Origin of the sequence: Streptomyces sp. NPDC088745 (genome assembly GCF_044751045.1) — a bacterium.
In the GTDB taxonomy this organism is placed as follows: domain Bacteria; phylum Actinomycetota; class Actinomycetes; order Streptomycetales; family Streptomycetaceae; genus Streptomyces; species Streptomyces cremeus.
Map to the genome: position 1 here is coordinate 38,744 of NZ_JBIVLB010000012.1, position 22,047 is coordinate 60,790.

Genomic DNA, 22,047 nt, shown 5'->3' on the forward strand with positions numbered 1-22,047 from the left:
CACGAACGCCCCGCCCGCCCCTTCGTCAGCCCGTCGCCAGCAGCGCCTCCCAGGCCTCCGCCGCGTCCGGGAACCGGTCCAGCAGCTCCGCACCGCCGGCCGGTGCGTCCTGTGCCGCCCACGGGCCCTCGCAGCCCAGGAGTTCCGCCAGCGCGTCGCACGCCGCCGGATGTGCGGCGAGCAGTACGGCACGCCCGGCTGCGGGGGCCGGCGACCCCGCGGGCGCGGGCTGCTCGCGCCACGGCGGCGTCCACGCGTCCAGTGCCGCGAGCCGTCCCGGGAAGACGCGCCCGGCCTCGCGGGTCAGCCGGGCGGCGAGCTCCGCGCCGTCCGCGCGCAGGGCGGTGACCAGCGTGGGCAGCCACGGCAGGAGCACCCGGTCGGGGAGGCGGCCGAAGGCGTTCGACACCGCTTCGACGACGAAGTCCACCAACTGCGGCACCGGCTCCAGGGCGTGCAGCAGTCCGCTGAGGTAGCGGGGGTAGGCGGGCAGGGCGAGCGGGTCGGCCAGCAGCGCGTCGCAGCGTGAGCGCAGTTCCTCCCGGGTCAGCAGCCCGAGCTGCACCTGCGCCGCCCACAGCAGTGCCGTACGGGACTGCTCCCGCGGGTGGCACTGGGCGACGGCCAGCTCCAGTTGCGTGCGGTCGCAGCCGAGCGAGAGGGCCAGGCCCTCCATGCTGAACAGGAAGCCCAGCATCGCCGCGACCTGGCGCGCGCCCGCGTCCTCGTCGGCGAAGGCCGTGGGCAGCAGCGTGCAGTAGTGCGCGTAACCGGTCTTGACGAAGGACTCGACCCACTGCGGGAGCGAGGGTTCGGACGTGCGGTAGTACGCGAGCAGGCGGCGGACCCTGCGCAGCACCTCCGGTGCGCCGTCGACGGTGCGTTCGGCGGCCAGGACCTCCAGGGCGCGGGTGCCGAGTTCGTCGGCGAGGCGGCGGCTGCGCAGGTACAGCGTCGCCTCCTCGACCGCCTGGAGGACGGTCGCGGTGGTGGCCTGCGGGTCGTAGGCGGCGCGCCGCAGCCGTTGTTCCAGGACCTGTTCGAGGCTGACGCCCTCGTAGCCCAGCTCGATGAGCGCGCGCTGGTGGGTGCCGATGGCCAGGTCCCAGGACTCCTGGAGGGACTGTTCGCCGAGCGTGCGCTCGCCCATGATGGGGCGGGCGGCGCCGGCCGGCAGCAGGCGGCGCAGCATCCACAGCACGTCGGAGCACGGCCGCAGTCCGGGCTGTCCCGCCAGGTCGAGCAGCGCCCTCTTCACGCCGCGCTGTTCGAGCTTGAGGCCGAGCGGGGCCAGCCGGTCGTGCACGTCGCGTGCCAGGGGCGGCAGCGCCTCGTACCCCACGCGGCCGATCCGGTCCCCGCCCAGCATGATCTCGACGAGCCTGCGGACGTCGCGCCTGCCCGGCACGCTGTCCTTCTCTATGCAGGTGACGGCCGCGTCCTGGAAGTCGTACGGGGTGGGCCTGGCGCGTTCGCGCATCCGGGCGAGCAGGATCGACGTCTCGTACACGGCGATGGCGTCGGCGGTCGAGGCGAGGTAGCCGGCCTTGCGGGCGGCGCGGACGATCTCGACGGACCAGCCGAGGAGTTCGGCCTCGTCGACGGCGTCGACGACGGGGGCCCGCCGCAGGAACCCGGACAGCCTGTCGCCCGGCTCCGGGGCGGCGACGGCGTCGGCGGCCCGGCTCCGGCCGGGTTTCCCGGCTCCCGCCTGGCCCGCGAGCCGGTACGGCTGGACCTTGGTGCGCTTGAGGTTCTTGGCCCACTGGGTCGCGGCGATCGACACCGACCCGGCGGCCAGGCCGAACTGCGCCTCGATGGCCGCGTGGCTGGATGGGATCAGCCCGTACTGCCAGGTGCTGCCGCTGGGCGGGGTGATCTCGAAGGTGTCGCTGCCGTGCAGCCCGAACTCGGCGACCCGGCTGGCCGCGTGGAACGCGCCGCAGACGTACAGGCAGTCGTCGGGGTCGGTGCCGGTCTCGGCCAGGTGGGCGCGCATCCGGGTCCACATGTACCGCTCGCGGTCCTCGTCGACCCCGGCCCGGCCGGTGCCGCCCGGGGCGAGCCTGCGGAAGAGGCTGCCGATGAGGAACATGACCTGGCGGTACGTCTCGTGGTCGACGTCCGCCGCCCCGAGCGGCTGCTCGACGTACTGGTGCCACCACTCGCTCCAGTGCCGGACCTTGCCGTGCCGCAGGAGGTGTTCCTCCAGTTCGGCGAAGCGCGGGCGCAGGTCGCCGATCTCGACGCCGACCGCGTCGCCGTGCAGCGCTGCCTCCTCCTCGGCGGGCGGGGCGTCGGGGCCGGGGTCCTCGGGGACCTCGGCCGCGTCCTCGCGGGTGCGCCACTGGAAGACGTGGTCCGACGAGCGGTCGACGAGGACGAGTTCGACGCCGGGGGTGTCGAGTGCGTACGCGATGGCCTGGTACTCGGCGGACGCCTCGGTGATCGGGGCGACGACCGACAGCGGCGCCCAGTCGGCGGGGAAGCCGGCGACCTCGGCGGCGAACGCCTGGACGGCCACCGGGAGGCGGCAGTTGCGCAGCTCGGTGAGGAGCGGCGTCATGTCCTCGCAGAGTTCCAGGTAGATCACCTTGGGCTGCTTCTCGCGCAGCCGGCGGGCCATGGCGGTCGCGGAGGCGGGCGAGTGGTGGCAGACGGGGAAGATCTCCAGGGGTTCGCGGGCGGCGCGGTCGACGTCGTCGACGAGGCCCAGCAGGATGCCCTCCAGGGCGCCGGGACCGTCGGCGAACTCCCGTGCCGCGTCCTGGAGCTGGCGGCGGAGGGCGTCGAAGTCCGACCCGTTCGCGGAGGCCCGCCGCACGGCGGCGGTCACGACAGGGTCGCGATCGCGTCGCGGCCGCCTTCGAGGAACTCCGGCCACTCGCCGCCCTCGTCCTTGCTGCGCGGCTCGACAACGCCGTGCAGGTACTTGTTGAGGATGGCCAGGTCCTCGGGATCGCGGCGGGCGAGGGAGCCGACGAGCGAGGAGGCGAGGGTGCGGGCGGTGAGGGTGCGTTCACCGAAGAAGTTGCCGTGCAGGATGGAGTCCTCCAGGACGCCGATCTGTTCGGCGGTGGACAGGGCCGACTCCAGCTTCTCGTCGTCGCTGCCCGCTGCCGCCGCGGAGGCGCGCAGGTCGGCGAAGCTCCGCAGGAGCACGTCGAGGAGGGTGGGCGGCACGTCGAGTTCGATCCGGTGGCGGCGCAGCAGTTCCTCGGTGCGGAAGCGGACGATGTCGGCCTCGCTCTTCTTGTTCGTCACGACCGGGATGCGGACGAAGTTGAAGCGGCGCTTGAGCGCGGAGGACAGGTCGTTGACGCCCCGGTCACGGCTGTTGGCGGTGGCGATGACGGAGAAGCCGGGCTTGGCGAAGACGATGCTGTCGTCGCTGTCGCTGTCCAGCTCGGGGACGGAGATGTACTTCTCGGAGAGGATGGAGATCAGGGCGTCCTGGACGTCGCTGGTGGAGCGGGTGAGCTCCTCGAAGCGGCCGATGCGTCCCGACTCCATGGCGGTCATGATCGGCGAGGGGATCATCGACTCGCGGGACTGTCCCTTGGCGATGACCATGGACACGTTCCAGGCGTACTTGATGTGGTCCTCGGTCGTGCCGGCGGTCCCCTGGACGACGAGGGTGGAGTTGCGGCTGATCGCGGCGGCCAGGAGTTCCGCGAGCCAGCTCTTGCCGGTGCCGGGGTCCCCTATGAGCAGCAGGCCGCGGTCCGAGGCGAGGGTGACGATGGCGCGCTCGACGATGGAGCGCTCGCCGAACCACTTCTGGGAGATCTCCCGGTCCAGGCCGTCGGCCCGCTCGGAGCCGAGCACGAACAGGCGGACCATCTTGGGCGAGAGCCGCCAGGAGAACGGCTTGTGGCCGTCGTCGACGGACTCCAGCCAGTCCAGCTCCTCGGCGTACTTGATCTCGGCGGGGGCGCGCAGCAGATCGGACATGTCAGTACCTTTCGACAGGAAACGCACGGCGATGGGCGTGCGGGAGGAAGGGGGAAGCGTCACGGGTGGCTCGCGTCGCGCGGGCCGGCGGGCTCAGCCCAGGAAGGTCTTCAGCTCCTGGACCAGCTTGCGTATGTGGCCGGAGAGGACGGGAGTGCCCAGGTCCTTGAAGCGCTCGCGGAACCACGGGTTGACGTCACCGCGTCCGGCGCTGGTGACCGATCCGACGGGGATGAACTTGGCCCCCGAGGCGTGGATCGCCGCCATGCTCTTGAAGAGCTCGGCGCACTGCCACTCGTAGAAGTCGGAGATCCACACCACGACCGTGTTGCGCGGTTCGGCGATCTTCGGCTGGACGAGGGCCATGGCGCAGGTGCCGTCGGTGCCGCCGCCGAGCTTGGTGCGCAGCAGCGTCTCGAACGGGTCGTGCGCCCAGGGCGTCAGGTCGAGTGCCTGGGTGTCGTACGCGACGAGATGGACGTCCACCTTGGGCAGCCCGGCGAAGATCGACGCCAGGATGGTGCAGTTGACCATCGAGCTGACCATGGACCCGGACTGGTCGACGACGACGACGAGCCGCTGCGGGGTGGTCTTGCGGGCGGTCTGCTTGTAGAAGAGACGGTCGACGTAGAGGCGCTCCTGCTCGGGGTCCCAGTTGGTGAGGTTCTTCCAGACGGTGCGGTCGAGATCGAGGTTGCGGTAGACCCGTTTGGGCGGGACGGACCGGTCGAGCGTGCCGACGGTGGACTTCTCCACCTGGGTGCGGAGCACTTCGGCGACCTCGTCGACGAACCGCCGGATCAGCTTCTTGGCGTTGGCCAGGGCGACGCCGGAGAGGTTGTCCTTGTCGCGCAGGAGCTGCTCGACGAGCGACATGCTCGGCGTGAGCTTCGCGGCGAGCGCGGGGTCGGCGAGGACTTCGCGCAGCCTCATCCGCCGGACCAGGCCGGCCTCGATGGCGCCGAGTTCGGGCCCGATCTCCGGGACGAGCCGGCCGAGGTCGGGCACCGCGCCGCCGCCACCGCTGCCGGTCGGGCTGACACCTCGGCCCGCGCCGCCTCCGGTGCGCCCGCCGCCGGCCCGTCCGCCGCGCAGTTCGCCGGGGCCGCAGCCCAGGGCGCGTTCCAGCCAGGCCGCGTCGGACTGCCAGTTCGCCAGTTGCCCGGCGGAGACGTTCCCGGAGGTGGGTGCGAAGACGTTGAGCAGCACCTTCGACACGAGCGCCGCCCGCCGCACCTCGGCGGCCCGGTCGCGGTCCGCACCGTCCGGCTCCCCGCCCCCGGGGCTCATCAGCCCGTCGAACTCGGCGGCCAGTTCGGGGTGGCGCTGCACCAGCGTGTCGACGGACTCCCGTGCGTCGAGCACTCCCATGGGCAGTCCGAGGTCCTCGACGACGGCGAGGCTCGCCGACTCCAGACCCGGCTGCTCCTCGGGGTCGAAGAGCCGCGACAGCAGCCGCCAGTACTGCACCTGCCGCCGGCTCTCGTACGAGACGGCTTCCGCCCCGTCGTCCGTGGTTCCGGTCGTCATGTCCGCAGCAGCCTTCCCGCTCGTTCGCGCAGTACGGTCGCGGCGTCGGTGGCCGCCTTCTCGGCCTTCGCCCCGGCCTTGTCCGTGGTCCCGCCCGCCCACGCCCCGGCGTGCACGCCGACCGGTTTCTTTCGTACGAGCGTCTCCACCGCGAGCGGCTGGAGCCGGAACTCCCCGGCGTCCCAGCGCAGCAGCCCAATGCAGGCCCGCGAGGCCGCGACGGCCCGGGGGGTGAGCGGTCCGGCCGCCGGGATGCGGTCGACGTCCACGCCCAGCCGCTGTCCGGCCACCTCGAACGTCACCGCGTCGCCGTCCGTCCCGGTGCCGTACCCCTCCAGGAACACCGGGACCGCCAGGCGCGCCGGATGCCGGTCCAGGGGCGCGGTCTGCGGGCCGGTCGCGGCGGGCAGGGCCACTCGCGCGGTGGTGAGCGCGTCGGCGGGCTCACCCGGCTTCGCGTGCACGTCGGCCCACAGGAGGTCGCCCTCGGCGGTGAGCGGCATGCCGGTCAGCTCCATGGCGCGTCCCTCGCCCGCGGCGGTCAGCAGCGACATGTGCGGCCGCAGCAGTTGCCAGAGCCCTGCCCCGACGACGGTGTCCGGCTTGGGCGCCGACACGCTCGCCCGCACGATCCGGGACGGCGATCCGTCGGCGGGCTCGAACACGGCGTGGACCTGTGCCTGCACGGCGGTGGCGTGCTCCTGGAGGTCGACGCCGAGCGGCAGCAGCCGCCCGGTGACCGGCTCGGCCCCGGCCCCGGCCGCCGCCCCTGGCACGGTCAGCAGCAGGCCCTTCGTCCACAGGTCGGCCCACCTGCGTACCGGGAACTGCTCGACGCCCGCGCCGGGACAGGACGCGGCGAGTTCGGCGGCGAATCCGTCGAGCAGGGCGGCGAGCCGGCGCAGCGCGGGGTCGGCGAGGAGCGCGGAGACGACGGGCGCCGCGGCCGACACCCCTTCGTGGTCGAGCCCCCGCCAGCCCGCGCGCGCCAGGTCGGCGAGCCAGGACCGGGCGGCGGCCAGCACGTTCGCGCCGCCCGTGGCCCCGGGAGCGGGGAAGCCGGCCGCTGCGGGCTCCCGCCCCGTGGCCGCCCCGACACGCTCCAGCAGCGCGTCGTGCACGGCTCCGAGCAGGGCGGAACGCGCCGCGGCGAGCGCGACGAAGTCGTCCTCGCCGCCACCGCCCCCGGCGGTCTTCTCGGCGGCCCGGGCGACCCGCGCGGCCAGCGGGCTCCCCGAGACGGCACGGGCCAGCTCGGTCAGCCCCCCGGCCTGCGCGGAACCCGGCCGCAGCAGCCCGTCCACCAGCACCCGGTCGAAGGCGTCGACGGCGGCCAGCGCCGCGTCGAGACCCGCCACGTCGTCGGTCAGCAGATCCATGCGCATCACGCCACCGCCCGGGTCGGCGGGAACCAGTGCATCTCGGGCAACGGGGCGGTGACCGGGGCCAGTTCGAGGTAGGCGAGATGCCGCAGAAAGCGGCTGAAGACCGAGGCGGCGGCCGAACTCTCCCCGCCGGAGGGGCGGGTGGCCGTCATGGCGGTGACGAGGTCGGCGGCGCCGGCGTCGGCCCCGGCGATCTCCACGCGCAGGTACCGGGCGACGCGCTCGACGCCGTACTGCACGACCGCTTCGGTGACCAGCGCGCGGATGTGGTTGCAGTAACCGCCCCGGAGGCCGCCGCAGGGGCGGTTGTTGTTCGTGCTGCACGTGTACGCGAAGTCCTTGGCGGCGACCGACGACACGTACACCCGCTGGATGTCGGACCCGCTGGAGACGACCCCCTGGAGGCGTCCGTCGGCCAGTTCCACGAACGGCACCTTGGCCAGTTTGCGGGGCCGGGCCGGTGCGATCACGCGCACCGTGCTCGACCTCTCCCTGTGAACGCTCTCTGCCGTCACGTCAACTCCTTCGTTCCGGGTACGCCGAGCAACGGGGCACGCCTCGGGAAGGCGGCCCCGTCGGTTCGGCGGGACATGGAACGAACATAGACGCGACCACTGACAACGGGCCGTGGCGTGGCGCGGACCGGTGGACGGTCACGGGTCGGGCCGGGGACTCGGCCCCGTCACCTGAAGCGCTCGCCGCGCGGCTCCGCGGTCGGTTGCCTGAGCGGCAATCAGGTCCGGCCCGGGGTCTCAGTGGCGCTCGGGTCCAGCCCTGGACCGGCATCGCGTCCCTGAGCGGCGCTCAGGTCCAGCCCAGGACCGGTGGCGTCGCACCCCTGAGCGGCCCTCAGGCCCAGCCCAGGACCGGTGGCGTCGCACCCCTGAGCGGCCCTCAGGCCCAGCCCAGGACCGGTGGCGTCGCACCCCTGAGCGTTGCTCAGATCAGGCCCTGCGCCAACATCGCGTCCGCGACCAGTTCGAAGCCGGCGATGTTCGCGCCGACCACGTAGTTGCCCGGCACCCCGTAGCGCTCGGCCGTGGTGTGGCAGGCCTCGTGGATGTGGCGCATGATCTCCTCCAGCCGCTCCTCGGTGTGGGCGAAGGTCCACGAGTCGCGCGAGGCGTTCTGCTGCATCTCCAGGGCGCTGGTGGCCACCCCGCCCGCGTTCGCGGCCTTTCCGGGTGCGAACGCGACGCCCGCCTCCTGGAAGATCCGCACCGCTCCCGGCGTGGTCGGCATGTTCGCGCCTTCGGCGACCGCGCGGACGCCGTTGGCGACCAGAGTGCGCGCGTCGTCCTCGTCCAGCTCGTTCTGCGTGGCACACGGCAGTGCCACGTCGCACGGCACGTTCCAGACGCCGCGGCCCGCCACGAACCGGGCGTGCGGGCCCCGGCGCTCCGCGTACTCCGCGACCCGGCCGCGTCCGGCCTCCTTGATCTCCTTCAGGAGCGCGAGATCGACGCCCTTGTCGTCGACGACGTAACCGCTGGAGTCCGAGCAGGTCACCACGGTCGCGCCGAGCTGCTGGGCCTTCTCGGTCGCGTAGATGGCCACATTGCCGGAACCGGACACGGCGACACGGCGGCCCTCCAGGCTCTCGCCCCTGGCGCGCAGCATCTCGGCGGTGAACATCACGCAGCCGTAGCCCGTGGCCTCGGTGCGGGCCTGTGCGCCGCCCCAGCCCAGGCCCTTGCCGGTGAGCACGCCGGACTCGTAACGGTTCGTGATCCGCTTGTACTGGCCGAAGAGGTAGCCGATCTCCCGGCCGCCCACCCCGATGTCACCGGCCGGCACGTCCGTGTATTCGCCGATGTGACGGTGCAACTCGGTCATGAAGGACTGACAGAAGCGCATCACCTCGGCGTCCGAGCGGCCCTTGGGGTCGAAGTCGGAGCCGCCCTTGCCGCCGCCGATCGGCATGCCGGTCAGGGCGTTCTTGAAGATCTGCTCGAAGCCGAGGAACTTGACGATGCCGAGGTTGACCGAAGGGTGGAAGCGCAGCCCGCCCTTGTACGGGCCGAGGGCGCTGGAGAACTCCACCCGGAAGCCCCGGTTGACGTGGATGTCGCCCTTGTCGTCGGCCCACGGGACGCGGAAGATCAACTGCCGTTCGGGCTCGCAGACGCGCTCCACGATGCGGGCGTCCATGAACTCGGGGCGCGCGCCGAGGAGCGGGCCGAGCGTCTCCAGGACTTCGCGCACCGCCTGGTGGAATTCGCTCTCGCCCTGGTTGCGGCGCAGCACCTCGGCGTACAGCCTCTCGATGACGCCGTCGTCGAAGGCACCGTTCCTGACGGCGCCGTGGTGCGTGTGCCCAGAAGTGGTCGCGGACATCGGTCACATCCTCTCCATGCTGGTCGGCATCCGGCACGGCGCCCACCGGGGAGACGGCCCGGGGCCCCGTCGGCCGGGCGCCGACTCGGGAATTCCCCGTCCGCGTACCCGGGGCACGCGGACGCGTCTGACCGGTGATTGTTCCAGTGCATGTCAAGGACGCTCACAGCGGTCCACATGCTGGCGCTCCGGGCCCGTGGGACGCGGGGGGCGGAACCCGCCACGTCCGCCCCGCGCACCAGCGCTGACCAGCAGCCCTCGTGCGGGGCCGGCCCGGCCGCGTCGGCGAGGGCCGGCGGGGAGGAGGCTGTCAGCCGCCGGGCCGCGTGCCGGAAGACCTCGCGTCCGCCCTTCCCGACGCACCCCCCTGGGCGTACGCGGCCCGGATGCGGTGCTTTGCGATCTTGCCGTTGGGATCGCGGGGCAGGTCGGGGACGAGGTCGAGCGCGCGCGGGACCTTGAAGCCCGCGAGCGTGGTGCGCAGGGCGGCGCGGAGCTCGTCGGGGTCGGGGTTCGCGCCCGGATCGGGCTGGACGAGGGCGTGCAGGCGCTCGCCGAACTCGGGGTCCGGGACGCCGAAGACCGCGCAGTCGAGGACACCGGGCAGACCGAGCAGGGCGGCTTCGATCTCGGCGGGGTAGATGTTGACGCCGCCGGAGATGACCATGTCGACGGCGCGGTCGCAGACGTAGAGGTAGCCGTCCTCGTCCAGGTACCCCATGTCACCGACCGAGACCAGTCCGTCGAGGCCGGCCTCCTCGCGGGCCTCCGGGCGGCCCCGGTAGGTGAAGTCCGTGTGCGCGGGCTGGCGGACGTACAGCACGCCGACCTCGCCGGGCGCGCAGTCCTTGCCGTTCTCGTCGACGACGCGGATCTGCGCGTCGCCGAGCGGCCGGCCGACGCTGCCGGGGCGCTCCAGGGCCTCGTGGGAGTCGATGACGGTGATGTAACCGGTCTCACTGGAGGCGTACGTCTCGTGGACGATCGGGCCGAGCCAGTCGATGAGGGCGCGCTTGACCTCGGGCGCGCAGGGCGCTCCGGTCGAGCCGACGAAGCGCAGCGAGGACAGGTCGTACCGCTCGCGGACCTCGCGCGGGAGCTTCAACAGCCGTACGTACATGGTCGGTACGCAGTAGAGCGCGTCGATGCGGTGGCGCTCGACCAGCGCGAGGGTCTGTTCCGGGTCGAAGCGCGGGGCGATGACGAGGAGGTCGGCGGCGATGGCCGCGTACTGGGCGAACATGCTCGGGGCGCTGTGGTAGAGCGGGGCGGTCATCAGGGCGCGGCAGCCGGGGCGCAGTCCGTAGACCCGGCCGACGACGGCGAGGGTGCGGTCACGGAACTCGTCGATCTCCTCGACGGGCACGGGCGCGCGGACGACGCCCTTGGGGCGTCCCGTGGTGCCGGAGGTGTAGGCCATGTGCGCGCCGGGGGACACCAACGGGCCGTCGTAGTCCGGCTGCTGGGCCAGCCAGGACTCGTACAGTTCGGGGGCGGGCGCGGCCGGGCCGTCGGTGTCGCCGGAGCCGACGGCGAGGACGGTGAGGTGGTCGGGAAGGGCCTGGCGGGCCGCGTCCAGCAGATCGGTGTGGCCGACGACGGCCTTCGCGCCGCAGTCCTTCACGATGTACGCGAGTTCGGTCGGGGTGAAGTGCCAGTTCAGCGGGCAGAAGTGGAAGCCCCCGAGGCGACAGGCGAGCATGATGTCGACGTACGCGGCGTCGTTGCGCAGCAGCACCGCGACGACGTCGCCGGCGCGCAGCCCGAGAGCGTACAGCCCGCCCGCCAGCTTCCTGGCCCTGGCGTCCAGTTCCCCGGGAGCGGTCTCGGTGCCCTCGAAGCTGACGGTGGCGGTCATGGCAGTCCTCTCGTCCGTACGTCCGGGGCGTCCCGCGCTGCCGGCCCGCGGCTGCCGTCGGACGGCCGCCGGGCACCCTTCATCGTGTCATGCACCTGCGGCCCTGCACCCCCCTCCGCCCTTCCGTCTCCAGGCAGCGTACGACCGCCCTCTGACACTCCCCTGACTAACCTGGGCTCCCGACACACCCGCCACCGCTCCGGAGGTCCTGCCATGACCAGCAAGTTCACCGAGATCGCGATCGACTGCGCGGACCCGCTCCGGCTGGCCGGGTTCTGGTGCGCGGTCCTCGGGTACGAGGCGCGGGCCGAGGAGGACGGGGGCGAGTACGTCTCGATCGGCTCGCCCGCGGTGCCGGAGGGCAGGGACCGGCCCGGCCCGGTTCCGCCGACGCTGGCGTTCGCCCGGGTCCCGGAGGGCAAATCGGTCAAGAACCGGCTGCACATCGACGTCAATCCCACCGACACGGACCAGGAGACAGAGGTACGCCGCCTGCTCGCGCTCGGGGCACGGCACGCGGACGTGGGCCAGACGGGCAAGGAGAGCTGGGTGACGCTCACGGATCCGGAGGGCAACGAATTCTGCGTGCTCGCGACGCGCTGCCCGTGAACGGCCGCCGAGCCCTCCCCGGCCGCCTTGGGGACGGCTCGGCGGCCGACCGGGGCTGCGGCACGGCGGCCCGACGGCCCCGGGCGACCGCACCGCCGGGCCCGCCGCACCTGTCACGTCATCAGGACGCCCCCCGGCAATCCCTCCCCCGGGGGACGGGCCACCTTCGAGTGAATCGAACGCCGGGTCACGGTCCGCTCGCGCAGTACCGGTGCGGCGCGCGCCATCGAATCGCACTTCCATTCGATGATTCCTCGCCCGACCCCCGTAACGGGTCCTTGATCAGGAGAGTTTCCTCGCTGTCACGTCCGACCGCGTCTCTCCCGGGGGAATCGTGCATCCCGTCCGCATCCGCATCCAGTGTCACTTCGCGTTCGAGAACCTTCCCGGTACGTTCGGCTGCTCCCGGCACCGGGTTGACGCCGTCAGGAACCTGCCCGGCGTCTCCTCACGCCGTTCACCGTGGTGGGCGGCATGAGCGAATCCGAGGACGCCCGACCCGGTACGTCCGGTCCGGCCCCGCACGGCCGGCCCCACCACGGCCCGGCCACCGGGCCCGCCCCCTCCCCCACCGTCCCGCCGCCCCGGCCCGCGCGGCCGCGTCCCGGCCCGCCGCCCGAACTGGACCACACCGGGCGGCGGCACCGTCGGGCCATGGAGGGCCTCACCCTCCTCGGCGTGGCCCGGCGCATTCCGACCGCGTCGGCACAGACCGCACGCCCGGCCTGGTCGGTCGACCGGTGCATGGTGATCACCGTGCCGGCCTGCCAGCTCCTGCCGGGCCTCGGCACGGCGGTCGTGCCGACCGCCGTCGCGCAGGCCCTCCCCCACCTCCTTACCGCGGCGAGCCCCGCGGCCGCGCTGGAGGCGGCCACGCCTGGAGGCCGCCATCGGCTGGACAACGTCCGGAGGGCGGACCGGGTGGTCGTCCTGGACCGGGGCCGCATCCGCGAGGAGGGCACGTGCGACGAACCGGTCACGCGAGAGGGCAGCCCGCTGGGCGAGCTGTACGCCCTCTCCAGGGGCCGGTGAGCGCGCACGGGGCTGTGCGGCCCTGAGGAAGGGGGCCGTTCCCGTCCGCTGCGGGCGGGGGCGGTTCCGTCCGGTCCCGGGGTCCTCGCCTGCGAAGGCGCGGATTAGCCTGAGCCCATGACGCACCCCGTGCCCGCCCATCGCTTCGAACCCGGCACCGGTGCGGGCGCCGGCACCGGTCGGGTCGCGCTCGTCGTACCGGGAGCCGGATACACACCCGCCCGGCCGCTGCTGCACTTCGCCCGCTCCGTGCTGCTGCAACACGGCTGGACCGTGCGGGAGGTGTGGTGGCGGTTGCCGGACGGTTTCCGGGAGCTGTCCACCGAGCAGCAGGCGGCCTGGGCCGAAGGGCGGGTCGCGGAGGCCGTCGAGGCCGAGAACGGAGCGTGCGATGCCGTGATCGGCAAGTCACTGGCCTCGCTCACGAGCGGGCTGGTCGCCGACCGCGGGATTCCGGCGGTCTGGCTGACACCCCTGCTGCACCTCCCCCTGGTGGCCCGGAACCTCGCGCGGGCGACGGCCCCCGCCCTGCTGGTCGGCGGCACGGGCGACAGGACGTGGGTGTCCGGGACCGCCCGCGACCTCCCGCACCGGGTCCTCGAACTGCCCTCGGCGGACCACGGGTTGGAGATTCCCGGTGACGCCGCCGCGTCCGTGGGACTGCTCGGCGAGGTCGTCGCGGAGCTGGACCGGTTCGTCGGCGAGCTGTGAACCCGTCGCGGGCCTCCTGGGCCAATACGACGCACGACTGGTCCGGTCTCGTCGACGCCGGTCATCTGGCGCGGATCCGGCGGAGTCCCGAGGAATTCGCTCCGGGCGGCCCTCAGCACCTCCTCCTGGAGGTGCTCGCCCATGCCGCGGACGAAGCGTCCAGCTCCAGCGCGGGCGGGGGCTCCTGCGACGTCGTACTGCACGCCGACGGTTCCCTGTCCGTCCGAGACTTCGGGCGGGGTACGGACACGCGCGTGGACGAGCACGGCCGGACCGTGAAGAAGCCGGTCATGGCCACGAAGGACCTGCGGTTCTTCGACTTCCCGCAGGCCGGGACGCTGCCCGACGGCCACCCCCGGCGCGGCATGTCCGTGGTCGCCGCGCTCAGCGACTGGCTCGTCCACACCAACCGCCGCCGCAACGGCGCCTGGACCCAGCGTTACGAACACGGCTTCCCCGTCACCGGACTTGAGCCCGTCGAGCCCGACGGCACGACCTGGACGCTGGTCCGCTTCAGGCCGGACGGGGCCGTACGCGCGCTGGGCGCGCCGACGCCCGGGGGCCTTCTCCGACTGGCCGGGGCCTGGCCGCAGTTGGAGGTGCGGGTCGACGACCGGCGCTCCGCCTGACGGCCGCGTCACACCCGGCGGGGGCCGGCTCGGCGTCGTCACTGTCGTCGCCGCCGTCGCTCAGGGGGTACGACGCGTGCGGGCCCGTCAGTTCAGCACGAACGGCAGCCGCTCCGCCAACTCCCCCAGCTCCGCCCGCTCCTTCGCCGTGGCGGTCCGCCGCCCCGTGCCCACCAGCAGCGCGTCCTCGTCGGAGAACGACGCCGGGAAGGAGGTCCCCGCGATCCGCTCCAGCATCTGCCGCGACGCCGCGAGCCCCTCGGCGGGCGGGCCCGGTACGCCCGCCGGGAGGTGCGCGACGAGGTCGAGGTGGTGGAGCGTCCACTCCATGACGTACGTGGAGAGGTAGGCCCCCGCGGTCAGCACCTCGTCGCGCGTGCCGACCCGCGAGGTCCGGTCGGCCAGCGCCCCGGCCCGCCCCGCGGCCGAACCGATGTCGTCCAGGTGGAACTTGAGGAGCCCGGGGTCCCGGTAGGCGGCGGCCAGCCGAACCGTCAGCGCGTCCAGCGGGTCCTCGCCGGTCGGAGGGGTGCCGGAGACGTCCCAGTAGGTCAGCTCGTCGCGGGTCGGCGCGCCGTCCTCGGGGGTGGCCAGGGTGATCAGTACGTCCTGGGCGTCGATGATCAGATGGCAGACCAGGTCCTGTACGAGCCAGCCGTCGCAGCCCGAGGGGCGGGCGAAGTCCTCGTCGGCGAGACCGGCGACCGCGGCGCGCAGGGCGGCCCATGTGTGCGAGAAGAGATCCACGCGGGCACGCTAGTGGCAGGCCGAGGCGGCGGACAACCCCGCGCGTCCCTCCCGCAGGACGCGGCCGGCGAACTCCGCGACGCCTCCGGCCAGGACCGCGTGAGCCTCGTCGGCTCGAACCGGCGGGTCTGCGCCCCCGCCCCGGAACTCAGACCGTCGGCGCGGCCTCGGGCCGGTGGGCCAGGAAGGTGGCGAAGGACCTGGTCGCCCCCTCGGCCGGCTCGTCCACCACGTGCGTGTCCAGCGCGAGTCCCGCCCCGCGCAGCAGCGCGGCGACGCGGGGCGGCGGCAGGAGATGGCTCGTGTACGAGACGGGGTGGCCGCCGTACGCCTGCCGGGGACGTCGTATCCCTTCCTCACCCACGTGACCGGCCAGCATGAGGTGGCCGCCGGGGGCCAGCACGCGGCAGAACTCCGCGAAGACGCCGGGGAGGTGGTCCGGCGGGGTGTGGTGGGTGGAGTAGTACGCGAGGATGCCGCCCAGCGAGCGGTCGGCGAGGGGCAGCGCGGTCATGGAGCCCACCGCGAAGGGGAGACGGGGGTGGGCCGCCCGCGCCAGTCCGATCATCCTCGGCGACAGGTCGAGGCCGAGGGCGGGTACGCCCAGGCCCGCCAGGTGCGCGGTCACCTTGCCCGGGCCGCAGCCCAGGTCGGCGACCGGGCCGAGCGCGGCGGTGCGTACCGTCTCGGCGAACGCGGCGAGCAACGCCCGGGAGAGCGGGTCGAGTCGGGCGGGCGCCGGGACCTGGTCCGCGTAGGCTTCGGCGACGGTGTCGTAGGACTCGCGGACGGCGGCGAGGTGGGGGGGTTCGGTCACCCGGCGACTGCAGGCGAGGCCAGGTCCCGGGGGGGCGGGTGCGTACCGTCCCGTCCCCCGGGTAGCTTCTGGGCAGTGACGAGGAGGCAAGCCCGTGACCGCACAACCGGCCCACCAGCGCGTCGAGCTGCCCGCAGCCGGGCCCCCCATGGGCACCCTGCACGAACTCCGCGCCGCCCTGCGGACCCACAGCACGGTCGACCTGGAGCGGTTCGAGGCGGAGCTCGACGACGCCGACCTGGACGACCTCGCCCAGGTCCGCGAGCTCATCCAGGCCTACCGGCACCGGGTCCTGCTGCGTCTGGACCCCGACGGCGCGGCCGCGCTCGCCCGGCCCAACGACGACGTGGCCGCCGAGCTGCGCCGCAAGCTGGGCGAGGCCGGCCGCCGGTGACCCTGGCCTTCTACAGCGACGGCGCGGAGAAGGCCAGGATCGACCTCGCCCCGCGCGAACGGGCCGCCGTGGAGGCGGTGCGGGCCTCCCTGGAGACCGACCCGCAGCGGGGCCGCCCGGTGCCCGACGCGGGCGAGGGCTCGGACTCGTACGTCGTCGAACTGCTCCCGGAGACCACCGGCGGGCGCGGCATCTCGGTCGTGCACCGCTACAGCGGCGAACTCGACGCGGTCCTGATCACCTGGCTGGTGGCCGGGCCCTGAGCGCCGCGGGCCCGCCCGCCGTGGCGGCCGGGCCCGCGGCGGTCACACCCGGACGTGGTGCGCCTCCCAGCGTCCGGCGCCGAGTTCCAGCGTGAAGGAGACGTGCTGTCCCTCGGTGAGCACCTGCACGTCCCCCTCGACGTCCTCGCTCCGGACGAAGACCTGGTCCCGCTGCCCGAAGGGGACGACGAAGCCGTACCCCCCGCTGCGGTTGAAGTACTCGACGTACCCCTCGCACCTGGTGTCCATGGCCGTTCTCCCTCCGGACGGCGAACGTACGGTCCCGGCCCTTCCAACATGCCTCAGCCGGCCCCGTTCCGCCTCTTCCCCGGGACCGCTCCGGTCCGACGGCGGGCGGTCAGGGCGCGATCGGCAGCCGGCGCTTGTGCTCGGTGGCCCGGTAGCGGCGCACGATGGTGTCGTACGCGGCCGGGTCGATGGCCTTCCCCTCCAGGAAGTCGTCGATCTGGTCGTACGTGACCCCGAGCGCGTCCTCGTCGGCCTTGCCGGGGCTCAGCGTCTCCAGGTCGGCCGTCGGCACCTTGCCGACCAGCTCGGCGGGCGCGCCCAGGCCGGCGCCGACGGCACGCACGCGCCGCTTGGTCAGGCCGGTCAGCGGTACGACGTCGGCCGCGCCGTCGCCGAACTTGGTGAAGAAGCCGGAGACCGCCTCGGCCGCGTGGTCGGTGCCGACGACGAGGCCGTTCTTGGCGCCCGCCACCGCGAACTGGGCGATCATGCGCTGCCTGGCCTTGATGTTGCCGTGTACGAAGTCCTGCTGGTGGGCGTCGCGGAAGGCGGTGCCACCGGCGATCAGGGCCTCCAGCGACGCGTCGCTCGCGCCCTTCACGTCGGCGGTGAGGACCTCGTCCGGCTGGATGAACTTCAGGGCGCGCTGGGCGTCCTGCTCGTCGGCCTGGGCGCCGTACGGCAGGCGCATCGCGTAGAAGGTGGCGTCGCCGCCGTTCTCGCGCACCCGCTCCACGGCGAGCTGGCAGAGCCGTCCGGCCACCGTGGAATCCACGCCTCCGCTGATGCCCAGCACCAGCGCGCGCAGGCCGGTGGAGGTGAGCTGGCCGACGAGGAAGGCAACCCGCTTCTCGATCTCCTGCTGCGCGTCGAAGGACGCGCCGACGTGCAGATCCCGGGCGATCTCCTGCTGCTCGGACGTGGGCGCCTGGTCGGTCACGGTTGCTCTCCTCGGTCTGCGGTGTGGGTCTGAGGTCGGGGGCCGCCGGGGTGTCCCCGGGGGACACTCCGCACTCTAGGCGACGGGGGCGGTGCCCTGACCAGGGCATCCGGGCGACGTGTCGTCCGGCCGGCCCCTGTATCCGGCTGCCCCGCTCAGTGCTCGATCAATCCGCCGAGCGGGACCGGAGGGACGTGGCCGGAGGCCGGGGCGTTCCGCGCGAGGGCGAGGCCGGTGTCCACGAGGGAGGAGCGGGCGAGGCCCGGCACGCCCGCGAGGGGGATCCACACCGACTCGGCGGTCTCGCCGTCGGGCTCGGGGCGGAGGCGGCCGCCGGTGATGCGGACCCGGTAGAAGACGCCGACGTTGTGCAGCGCGGGCAGGCCCGGCGCACGGCGTTCCGCCGCCGGGACCGTGCGGGAGTCCACCCCGAGGAGGCGTACCACCTCGGCGGTGAGCCCGGTCTCCTCGGCGACCTCCCGTACGACGGCGTCCACCGGGTCCTCGCCGCCCTCGACCCGGCCGCCGGGGAGGGTCCAGACCTGGGTGCCGTCCGGCTTGACGGCGTGGGCGAGCAGGGCCCTGCCGTCCTCGATGCACACGGCGTACGCCGCAAGTCGCAAGTCCATGCCGGGAGGCTAACCCCACGCCCCGATTTCACTCGGCCGGTTCGAGCGGGCCGCCCGCCGGCGGGACGGCGTCCTCACCCCTTCGCCAGCACCACCGCCGCGTTGTGTCCGCCGAACCCGAACGACGTGCTGAGGGCGATCGGCTCCCGCAGGGCGCGCGCCCCGCCCCGGACGACGTCGATGTCCAGGGACTTGTCCGGCTCCGTCAGGCCCGCCGTCGGTGGCACCATGCCCTCGTTCAGGGCGAGCACCGTCAGGGCCGCCTCGATCGCCCCCGCAGCGCCCAGCGTGTGACCGAGGGCGCCCTTGGCGGACGTCACCGGAGGGCGGTGCGGGAAGACGCGCCGCAGCAGGGCGCCTTCCACGGCGTCGTTGCGCGGCGTCGACGTGCCGTGGGCGTTGATGTGGCCGACGTCCCCGGGAAGGAGGGAGGCCTCGGCCAGCGCGGCCCGCACCGCGCGTTCCGCGCCCCGGCCCCCGGGGTCGGGGGCCACCAGGTGGTGGGCGTCGGTGGAGGCTCCGTAACCGATGAGGCGCGCGAGGGAGCACGCGCCCCGCGCCCGGGCGTGTTCGGCGCGTTCCAGGACCAGCGTGCCGGCGCCCTCGGCGATCACGAAGCCGTCCCGCTCCGCGTCGAAGGGGCGCGAGGAGTGGTTCGACAGCGCACCGAGCTGGGTGAAGCCCGTGACGATGAGGCGGGTGAGGGGCGACTCCGCGCCGCAGACCAGGGCGATGTCGCACTGGCCCGAGGCCAGCAGGTCGCGGGCCGCGCCCAGGGCGGTCGTACCGGAGGCGCAGGCCGTGGAAAGGGCCACGGTCGGGCCCGTGACACCGAAGCGCAGGGCGATGGCGGCGGCCGCCATGTTGATCAGGTAGCCGGTGAGGAAGTACGCGGAGACGCTTCCCGGGCCCCGCTCGGCGAGGCGGGCGGTGGCCGCCTCCTCGGAGTGGACGCCGCCGGTGCCGTGGCCGGTGACGACCGCCACCCGGGACTCGTCCCATTCGGCGGGGTCCAGACCGGCCTGCTCCAGGGCCTGCGCGGTCGCGGCGAGGGCGAGGCGGGCGACGGGGTCGAGAGTGGCGGTGCCCCGTCGGCGCAGGACGGGGTGGTCGAACTCCGGGGCCCGGCAGGTCAGCGACACCGGGAGGTCGCGCAGGCGCGGATCGGGCGCCGCGGTGGGGCGGCCCTCGCGGACCGCGGCCCAGGTGGTGTCCCGGTCGGGACCCGCGGCGGTGACCAGTCCGACGCCGGTCACCACCGGGGCGGACGCGGCGCTCATGCGCGCGCCCGCCGTTCGTCGACCCGGGAGACGAACTCGCCGAGGGTGAGGTCGCGGAGGTCCTCCTCGCCGAGCGTGACGCCCAGCTCGTCCTGGAGGGTGATGGCCATCTCGACGACCATGAGGGAGTCGATGAGGAGGGCCGACATCGGGGCGGTTTCCCGCACTTCGGCGGGGTCGGCCTCGAATTTCCCCACGAGAAGTCCGGTGACGATTTCCCGGGTGTCCCGGGAGTCCCGGGTTTCCAACTGTGCAGACGTACTCATGTCGCCCTTCCACGGGGTCATTTGGGAGTGGGAGCCGGTCTGGGACATTCGAGTTGATCTGGTGCTGTCGGGCACTGTATCGACAAGTCGCGGGCGACCCGCCGACATACTGGCCGCATTCCCTTACCGAGCCCTTGGACGTGAGGCGGGCCGACTGTGCAGGATGTGGTGGAGGACGTCGGCGACAAAGCGCTGCGCGGGTTGCTGGCGTGGCTGGCCGACAGTTATTTCCGGGCGGAGGTCTCCGGAACGGAGAACATTCCCGCGTCCGGTCCGGTGATACTTGTCGCCAATCATTCCGGAGCGTGGGCGCTCGACGGTTTCATCCTGAACGAGGTGCTGGAACGGGACCTGGCCAGGCCGGTCGACATCATGGCGTCGAGCCTGGTGTTCCGGTTCCCCGTCGTCGCCTCGACCGCGCGCAAGGCCGGAGTCTTCGAGAACGACCCGACGGTGGGACTGGGCCGGCTGGCGGAGGGGCGGGCCGTGGCCCTCTTCCCCGAGGGTTTCTCGGGGGTGCGCAAATCCTTCCGGCAGAGATACCGGCTGCGCACTTTCAGCACGGGATTCGCGGTCACGGCGATGCGGGCCGGCGCACCGGTCGTTCCGGTGTCGATCGTGGGCGCGGAGGAGGCTTATCCGAAATTCGGCGAGGTGGATTTCCTGGCCCGGTTGGCCGGGCTGCCCTATTTCCCGGTCACCACGCTGCTGCCGCTGCCGTCGAAATGGCTGATCTCGTTCGGGGAGCCGATTCCCGTTCCCGCGCGGTCGCAGTCCTTCTCCGAACGGGCGGCCGCGGCCCGGTTGTTGTGCGACGAGGCGCAGGCGACGGTGCAGAAAATGGTGGACCGGGACCGGGCACGGCGCGCCTCGCCCTTCCACTGAGCGCCGCCGGTCCCGTCGCGCCCTTGGCCCCGGCCGCCCCGGCGCACCGGCGGGTCCGGCTCCGTACCGTTCAACGAGCCAGCCGGCGCGCCGCGTTCCGTACGTCGGCGGCGGCGCGGCGGCAGCGTTCGGCGTGGTCGAGCAGGAGCATCCGGGAGCGTTCGCCGACGGCGTCGCGGTTCCAGCCGCTGTCGCGGGCGCACTCGGCGAGCCGCCCGGCGTGCTCTTCGAGGCCGAGGGCGCTCTCCCTGGCCAGGGTGGCGTGGTGGGCGGGACCCCGGTCGCGCAACGGGGCGGGGCCGCGTTCCAGCACGAGCGGCTCGGCGGTGTCGAGAAGGGCGGTGACCAGCGCACGGGCGGTGAACACGGCCAGGTCCGCCGCCTCGCACGTCCCGGGCACCGCGCACAAGGAGGGCGCCGCTCCCCCGGGGCCCTCCGCCAGGTCGTTCAGCCAGGCGGTGGCACACAGGATGTCCGTGCCCGCCGCGATGGACACGTCCTGCCAGCGGAACGGCGCCAGCACCTCGTAGCTCGTCGCCCACCGGGGCGGATGGCGGCGCAGCGCCTCCTCCACGGCGGCCTCGGCGCGCTCCGCCACGGACATCGGAGCCGTCACGGGCAGCGCGGGCCGGGCAGCGGGCCGGGCAGCGGCCAGGGCGAAGGCTTGGCGCGCGGTGTGCGTGGTGGCCCGGGTGAGCAGGTCGAGCATGTGCTCCACGGCCGCCGCGGTCTGCTCCTCCGGCAGGTCCGCCCCGTCCGCGAGGCCGCCGCCGGCGCGCAGGTACGGGGTGAGACGCCGGCGCAGCGCGGCGGCCCGGTCGGTGTGCTCGTGGGTGTCCGCGGAGCTGCCCGCCGCCGCCAGCAGGTCGCTGAGCAGGGTGTCCTCGGCGGCGGCCGCGCCCAGGACGACCCGGCGGGCCAGCCGCCGGGCGGCCGTGTCCCAGTCCTCCCGGGACACGGTGGCGTCGGCGTGCCGGGCGGCGAGCAGCAGCGCCGCCTCCTGCGCGGCGAGCGGGTGCACCTCGCCCAGGTACGACGGCGGCACGGGGAGGGCCGCGTGCGGGGCGACGGGGTGGCGGTCGCCGTCGGGGGTGAGGTGCTCGGCGCGGCCGAGCGCCCCCGCCTCGTGGGCGCGGGCCAGCAGGCCGGCGGCGTCGTCGGCGTCGAGCGGCGCGAGGCAGGCGCCGAACGGCGTGTGCAGCCGGACCGGGCGGCCCGAGGCGCTGTCCTTGAGGTGGGCCAGCAGTTGCCGGGTGAGGCTCTCGCGGGTGAACGGGGTCAGCCCGAGCGCGCGGGCGGGCGCGTCGATCCACGGAAAGCGCCGGGCGGCCAGGGCGGCGCCGAACAGGACGTTCTCCAGCGGCCGGGCGGTGGCGGGCCCGCGGGCCCCGGTCGGGTCGTCGAGCACGGTCATCGGGCGGCCTTTCGTGGCGTTCCAGGGATGAGCACGGGAGGTGAGGGGGCGTTCGGAAGCGGCCGGGTCGTACGGGTGGGACCGCCGGGGCCGCCTCGGCGCGGCTCGGACCGCCGGC

General features: G+C 73.7%; 22 protein-coding genes. 7 read left to right on the forward strand and 15 right to left on the reverse strand.

Going from position 1 to position 22,047, the window contains the following annotated elements; genetic code table 11:
* Positions 1-25 precede the first annotated feature (25 nt).
* The 7 genes from ACIP93_RS27145 to ACIP93_RS27175 form a co-directional block, all read right to left on the reverse strand.
* Positions 26-2,836, reverse strand: a complete 2,811-nt coding sequence (locus ACIP93_RS27145; RefSeq protein WP_401762495.1) for a hypothetical protein — start codon at positions 2,834-2,836, stop codon at positions 26-28.
* Positions 2,833-3,954, reverse strand: coding sequence for an AAA family ATPase (locus ACIP93_RS27150; RefSeq protein WP_401762498.1), 1,122 nt, complete (start codon positions 3,952-3,954; stop codon positions 2,833-2,835). Before ACIP93_RS27150 ends, ACIP93_RS27145 begins: the two co-directional genes overlap by 4 nt.
* Positions 3,955-4,047: 93 nt before the next feature.
* Entirely contained in the window at positions 4,048-5,484 is a 1,437-nt protein-coding gene (locus ACIP93_RS27155; protein ID WP_401762501.1) for a VWA domain-containing protein, read from the reverse strand.
* The gene (locus ACIP93_RS27160; RefSeq protein WP_401762974.1) at positions 5,481-6,899 is read right to left on the reverse strand and encodes a hypothetical protein; all 1,419 of its coding nucleotides are present in this window, start codon (positions 6,897-6,899) and stop codon (positions 5,481-5,483) included. Before ACIP93_RS27160 ends, ACIP93_RS27155 begins: the two co-directional genes overlap by 4 nt.
* Positions 6,869-7,384: a hypothetical protein gene (locus ACIP93_RS27165; protein ID WP_401762504.1), complete on the reverse strand. Its 516-nt coding sequence runs from the start codon at positions 7,382-7,384 to the stop codon at positions 6,869-6,871. The genes ACIP93_RS27160 and ACIP93_RS27165 overlap by 31 nt, the downstream gene beginning before the upstream one ends.
* Before the next feature lie 424 nt (positions 7,385-7,808).
* The gene (gene gdhA, locus ACIP93_RS27170) at positions 7,809-9,206 is read right to left on the reverse strand and encodes an NADP-specific glutamate dehydrogenase (protein ID WP_401762507.1); all 1,398 of its coding nucleotides are present in this window, start codon (positions 9,204-9,206) and stop codon (positions 7,809-7,811) included.
* A gap of 310 nt (positions 9,207-9,516) precedes the next feature.
* Entirely contained in the window at positions 9,517-11,064 is a 1,548-nt protein-coding gene (locus tag ACIP93_RS27175) for an AMP-binding protein (RefSeq protein ID WP_401762509.1), read from the reverse strand.
* Positions 11,065-11,277: 213 nt separating this feature from the next.
* Here ACIP93_RS27175 and ACIP93_RS27180 point away from each other — a divergent pair, with 213 nt between their 5' ends.
* The 4 genes from ACIP93_RS27180 to ACIP93_RS27195 all read left to right on the forward strand — a co-directional run bounded on the left by ACIP93_RS27180 (position 11,278) and on the right by ACIP93_RS27195 (position 14,045).
* Positions 11,278-11,673, forward strand: a complete 396-nt coding sequence (locus ACIP93_RS27180) for a VOC family protein (RefSeq protein ID WP_401762511.1) — start codon at positions 11,278-11,280, stop codon at positions 11,671-11,673.
* A 474-nt stretch (positions 11,674-12,147) separates the two neighbouring features.
* Entirely contained in the window at positions 12,148-12,705 is a 558-nt protein-coding gene (locus ACIP93_RS27185; protein ID WP_401762514.1) for a hypothetical protein, read from the forward strand.
* Positions 12,706-12,822: 117 nt separating this feature from the next.
* Positions 12,823-13,416 (forward strand): alpha/beta hydrolase, encoded by a 594-nt coding sequence (locus ACIP93_RS27190; RefSeq protein ID WP_401762517.1) that lies wholly within the window; start codon positions 12,823-12,825, stop codon positions 13,414-13,416.
* A complete protein-coding gene (locus tag ACIP93_RS27195) occupies positions 13,413-14,045 on the forward strand; it encodes an ATP-binding protein (protein ID WP_401762520.1) in 633 nt (210 codons plus the stop codon). Before ACIP93_RS27190 ends, ACIP93_RS27195 begins: the two co-directional genes overlap by 4 nt.
* Positions 14,046-14,132: 87 nt before the next feature.
* Here the strand turns inward: ACIP93_RS27195 and ACIP93_RS27200 are convergent, their stop codons facing one another.
* Positions 14,133-14,792 (reverse strand): maleylpyruvate isomerase N-terminal domain-containing protein, encoded by a 660-nt coding sequence (locus tag ACIP93_RS27200; RefSeq protein WP_401762521.1) that lies wholly within the window; start codon positions 14,790-14,792, stop codon positions 14,133-14,135.
* A 148-nt stretch (positions 14,793-14,940) separates the two neighbouring features.
* Positions 14,941-15,609 carry a class I SAM-dependent methyltransferase gene (locus ACIP93_RS27205; protein WP_401762524.1) on the reverse strand — a complete coding sequence of 223 codons (669 nt, stop codon included), beginning with the start codon at positions 15,607-15,609 and terminating at the stop codon, positions 14,941-14,943.
* A 94-nt stretch (positions 15,610-15,703) separates the two neighbouring features.
* Between ACIP93_RS27205 and ACIP93_RS27210 the strand changes: the two genes are divergently transcribed.
* Both ACIP93_RS27210 and ACIP93_RS27215 read left to right on the forward strand, forming a co-directional pair.
* Positions 15,704-16,003: a hypothetical protein gene (locus ACIP93_RS27210; protein ID WP_345219392.1), complete on the forward strand. Its 300-nt coding sequence runs from the start codon at positions 15,704-15,706 to the stop codon at positions 16,001-16,003.
* Positions 16,000-16,266: a hypothetical protein gene (locus ACIP93_RS27215; protein ID WP_345219391.1), complete on the forward strand. Its 267-nt coding sequence runs from the start codon at positions 16,000-16,002 to the stop codon at positions 16,264-16,266. Before ACIP93_RS27210 ends, ACIP93_RS27215 begins: the two co-directional genes overlap by 4 nt.
* Positions 16,267-16,308: 42 nt before the next feature.
* Here ACIP93_RS27215 and ACIP93_RS27220 read toward each other — a convergent pair whose 3' ends face one another.
* The 5 genes from ACIP93_RS27220 to ACIP93_RS27240 form a co-directional block, all read right to left on the reverse strand.
* Complete coding sequence (locus ACIP93_RS27220; RefSeq protein ID WP_345219390.1) at positions 16,309-16,515, reverse strand: cold shock domain-containing protein; 207 nt, start codon at positions 16,513-16,515, stop codon at positions 16,309-16,311.
* A gap of 109 nt (positions 16,516-16,624) precedes the next feature.
* Positions 16,625-17,455 (reverse strand): ammonia-dependent NAD(+) synthetase, encoded by an 831-nt coding sequence (gene nadE / locus ACIP93_RS27225; protein ID WP_401762529.1) that lies wholly within the window; start codon positions 17,453-17,455, stop codon positions 16,625-16,627.
* Positions 17,456-17,610: 155 nt separating this feature from the next.
* Complete coding sequence (locus ACIP93_RS27230) at positions 17,611-18,084, reverse strand: NUDIX hydrolase (protein ID WP_345219388.1); 474 nt, start codon at positions 18,082-18,084, stop codon at positions 17,611-17,613.
* 74 nt (positions 18,085-18,158) lie between these two features.
* Positions 18,159-19,364 carry a beta-ketoacyl-[acyl-carrier-protein] synthase family protein gene (locus tag ACIP93_RS27235; protein ID WP_401762533.1) on the reverse strand — a complete coding sequence of 402 codons (1,206 nt, stop codon included), beginning with the start codon at positions 19,362-19,364 and terminating at the stop codon, positions 18,159-18,161.
* Entirely contained in the window at positions 19,361-19,630 is a 270-nt protein-coding gene (locus ACIP93_RS27240) for an acyl carrier protein (RefSeq protein WP_345219386.1), read from the reverse strand. The genes ACIP93_RS27235 and ACIP93_RS27240 overlap by 4 nt, the downstream gene beginning before the upstream one ends.
* Positions 19,631-19,795: 165 nt before the next feature.
* Here ACIP93_RS27240 and ACIP93_RS27245 point away from each other — a divergent pair, with 165 nt between their 5' ends.
* On the forward strand, positions 19,796-20,515 hold the full coding sequence (locus ACIP93_RS27245; RefSeq protein WP_401762535.1) for a lysophospholipid acyltransferase family protein: 720 nt from the start codon (positions 19,796-19,798) through the stop codon (positions 20,513-20,515).
* A 70-nt stretch (positions 20,516-20,585) separates the two neighbouring features.
* Here the strand turns inward: ACIP93_RS27245 and ACIP93_RS27250 are convergent, their stop codons facing one another.
* Positions 20,586-21,929: a hypothetical protein gene (locus ACIP93_RS27250; RefSeq protein WP_401762537.1), complete on the reverse strand. Its 1,344-nt coding sequence runs from the start codon at positions 21,927-21,929 to the stop codon at positions 20,586-20,588.
* Positions 21,930-22,047: the final 118 nt, after the last annotated feature.